The organism is Pseudomonas sp. P5_A2_2 (assembly GCF_054177685.1).
This window is the reverse complement of record NZ_JBGCUL010000427.1, coordinates 1-3,807: the sequence shown is the minus strand read 5'-3', so window position 1 is coordinate 3,807 and position 3,807 is coordinate 1. Positions and strand designations below refer to the sequence as shown.

The following is a 3,807-nucleotide window of genomic DNA, read 5'->3' as shown; positions in this document are numbered from 1 at the left end:
GCAGTTGCCGGCGGCCAGGGCCGGGGCGAGTTTCCAAGCGGCCATCAGCAGCGGGAAGTTCCACGGAATGATCTGCCCGACCACGCCCAGGGGCTCATGGAAGTGATAGGCCGTGGTCAGCTCGTTGATCTCGGCAGCCCCGCCTTCCTGGGCGCGGATGCAACCGGCGAAGTAACGGAAGTGGTCGGCCGCCAGCGGCACGTCGGCGTTCAGGGTTTCGCGCACGGCCTTGCCGTTGTCCCAGGTTTCGGTGACGGCCAGCACCTCAAGGTTCTGCTCGATGCGGTCGGCGATTTTCAGCAGCACCAGGGAGCGGTCCTGGGCCGAGGTCTTGCCCCAGGCGTCGGCGGCGGCATGCGCGGCGTCGAGGGCCTTGTCGATGTCGGCGGCGCTGGAGCGCGGGAACTCGGCGATCACTTCACCGTTGACCGGCGAGGTGTTGGTGAAGTACTCGCCATTGATCGGAGCGACGAACTCGCCTCCGATGAAGTTGCCGTAGCGCGGTTTGAAGGTAATGACGGCGCCTGGGGTTCCGGGTTGTGCGTAGATCATGGTGGGCCTCTGTCTGGGTCGATGCCTGTCGTACTGACAGGCGATGAGCCGATACTAGAGAGCCCCGCGTGCCAGACGAATGCATCGTTGGCAGGAGGGGCTCTCGTTATTTGGTCGTAGATTTCACACAAAACACTGTGGGAGCGAGCTTGCTCGCGATGAGGCCAGCACATTCGCCATTGATGTCGACTGTCAGACCGCTATCGCGAGCAAGCTCGCTCCCACAGGTTATGTGGTGGTCTTGGCGTTAATGCTTGGCCACCAGGTCCTTGGGCAGCTTGAAGGTCCAGAGCATGCCGCCCTGGTTGAAGTCCTTGATGCGCTTGGCCACTTCGCCGCCCCACAGCGGTACCGCGCCGCCCCAGCCGGAGAGCACCGAGACGTACTGTTCGCCGTCCATTTCCCAGGTCACGGGCGAGCCGAGCACGCCGGAACCGGTCTGGAATTCCCAGACCTTTTCGCCGGTCTTGGCGTTGAACGCCTGCAGGAAACCTTCCGGCGTGCCGGTGAACACCAGGTTGCCCTTGGTGGTCAGCACCCCGCCCCACAGCGGCGCGTAGTTCTTGTGGCGCCAGACTTCCTTGCCGGTTTTCGGGTCGATGGCCCGCAGCACGCCGATGTAGTCTTCGTTCAATGGCTTGATGGTGAAGCCGGCGCCGAGGAACGCCGCGCCTTTCTTGTAGGCGATGCCKTCGTTCCAGATGTCCATGCCCCACTCGTTGGACGGCACATAGAACAGCCCGGTGTCCTGGTTGTAAGCCATCGGCATCCAGTTTTTCGCGCCGAGGAACGCCGGCGCCACGAACACCGAACTGCCCTTGGCTTCGGAACCCGGGGCACCGGGACGGCTGGCTTCGTTGTAGATCGGCCGGCCGTTTTTATCCAGGCCGGTGGCCCAGGTGATCTTGTCCACGAACGGGAAGCCACGGATGAATTTGCCATTGGTGCGGTCCAGCACGTAGAAGAAACCGTTACGGTCGGCCGTGGCCGCCGCCTTGATTTCCTTGCCGCCTTCGCTGTAGTTGAACGACACCAGCTCGTTCACGCCGTCGTAGTCCCAACCGTCGTGGGGCGTGCTCTGGAAGTGCCACTTGATGGTGCCGTCGTCCGGGTTGAGCGCCAGGCGCGATGAGGAGTAGAGGTTGTCGCCAGGGCGCAAGTGCGAGTTCCACGGCGCCGGGTTGCCGGTGCCAAACAGCAGCAGGTTGGTTTCCGGGTCGTAATAGCCGCCCAGCCACGGGGCCGCACCGCCGGTTTTCCACAGGTCGCCCGGCCAGGTCTTGCCCGCCTCGCCACCGGAGATGCCGTTCTCCACCGCTTTGCCGTCCTTGTAGACGTAGCCCATATGGCCTTCGACCGTCGGCCGGGTCCACAACAGGTCACCGTTTTTCGGGTCGTAGGCCTCGATCTTGCCCACCACGCCGAACTCGCCACCGGCCACGCCGGTAATCAGCTTGCCGTTGATCACCAGCGGCGCGGCGCTGATCGAGTAGCCTTCCTTATGGTCGGCAACTTTCTTGCTCCACACCACCTTGCCGGTGTCCTTGTTCAGCGCCACGAGCTTGGCGTCGAGGGTGCCGAAAATCACCAGGTCGCCATACAGCGCGACGCCACGGTTGATCACGTCGCAGCAAGGGCGGATGTCATCGGGCAGGCGCGCATCGTATTGCCAGAGTTTCTTGCCGGTGCGCGCATCCACGGCGAACACCCGCGAGTAGGAACCGGTCATGTACATCACGCCGTCCTTGACCATCGGCTGCGCTTGCTGGCCACGCTGTTTTTCACCGCCGAAGGAAAACGCCCAGGCCGGTCGCAGCTCCTTGACGTTGTCGACGTTGAGAATATCCRGCGGACTGTAGCGCTGCCCCTGAACGCCGAGGCCGTTGGTCACGACCTGCTCCGGGTTCTTCGGGTCCTGGAGAATGTCCTGGTCGGAAACCCCGGCCAATGCCTGGCCGGACAACAGCATGGCACTGAGCAGCAGGCTCAGGACGAAGGGCTGGCGACGTGCGGGTTGAGTCATGACGGCTTCCTCTGCGGATTTTTGTTATGTCCGGAAAATTTTCCCGGTCTGGTGCAGATTCTTGAGCGCCGCCGCCCCGGCAACAATTGCCCGCAATGAGGAGATTGCTAGTTCCTTGGTACAGGGTGGGTGAGAAAACACAGGATTGTGAATCACCCCCAATCCTGTGGGAGCGAGCTTGCTCGCGATGGCGGCAGGTCAGGCAATAATGATGCTGGATGTGCCGGCCTCATCGCGAGCAAGCTCGCTCCCACAGGGGGTCTGTGTTTGCTCACTTTCGTGCGGCAGAATCCACCCGCGTCATCCGCTCGCGCTCGTAGCGCGGGTACAGATGACTGACGCTACGGATCAGTTCGTAGCGGCTCAGGTTGATCCCGGCGAAGCGTTCAGGGATGGGGCTGCGGATCATCTCGGCCATGTCGCTGCCATTGGCGGCGCCGTCGCGCATGAGCTGATCGAGCCAGGTCAGGTAATCGCGCATTTGCTCGAAGGGTTGTGGATCGCTCGCCACCGGCCCATGGCCCGGCACGATCAGCGTCCAGGGCAAGCCTTGCAGGGTCGCGATATCCGCCAGCCACTGCGACAACCCCGGACTGTTGGGAGTGGTCAGCGCTCGCTGATAAAACACCAGGTCCCCGGCAAACAGCACGCCGGTTTGCTGGTCGAGAATAGCCAGATCCGCGCCCGTATGCCCACCCAGGCTCAGCAGACGCAGATCGTGATTCCCAAAACTTTTCACGCCGGGTGTCAGCGTCTGCGTCGGCAGCACCACTTCGGTGCCGCGCATCCAGTCGCCGACCATCCGGTACATATTCTCGGCCATGGCATCGCCTTGCCGGTGCAACAGCTCGGTGGTGCCGGCCAAGGCACCGATCGGCACGTCGCTGAAGGCCTGATTACCCAGCACATGGTCCGGGTGGTGATGGGTCAGCAAGACCTCGATCACCGGCTTGTCGGTAATGGCGGCAATGACCTTGCGCAGCGCTTCGCCGTAACGCCTGGACGGGCCGGTGTCGATCACCACCACACCGCGTTCAGTAACGATAAACGCGGTGTTGACGATGTTGCCGCCGTTGGCCTTGGCGAAATTATCGGTGCTGCCTTCCAGCAGCCAGATGTCCTGGGCGATCTGCCGGGGCTTGAGTGAGTAGTCGAGATCGGCCAGGGCCGGCAGACTGACGCTTAACACCATCAACAGGATCCAGCGCATGCCACGCTCCTTGGGGTCACGC

3 protein-coding genes are annotated in these 3,807 nt (G+C 62.7%); all 3 read right to left on the bottom strand.

Features of this window, described 5'->3' with window-relative positions:
- The coding region (locus tag ACXRVY_RS19765) for an aldehyde dehydrogenase family protein (protein ID WP_458238045.1) at positions 1-552 on the bottom strand (552 nt) is incomplete at its 3' end.
- A 247-nt stretch (positions 553-799) separates the two neighbouring features.
- Positions 800-2,575 carry a PQQ-dependent methanol/ethanol family dehydrogenase gene (locus ACXRVY_RS19760; protein ID WP_458238044.1) on the bottom strand — a complete coding sequence of 592 codons (1,776 nt, stop codon included), beginning with the start codon at positions 2,573-2,575 and terminating at the stop codon, positions 800-802.
- A gap of 271 nt (positions 2,576-2,846) precedes the next feature.
- The gene (locus tag ACXRVY_RS19755; protein WP_457266185.1) at positions 2,847-3,785 is read right to left on the bottom strand and encodes a quinoprotein relay system zinc metallohydrolase 1; all 939 of its coding nucleotides are present in this window, start codon (positions 3,783-3,785) and stop codon (positions 2,847-2,849) included.
- Between the last annotated feature and the right edge of the window lie 22 nt (positions 3,786-3,807).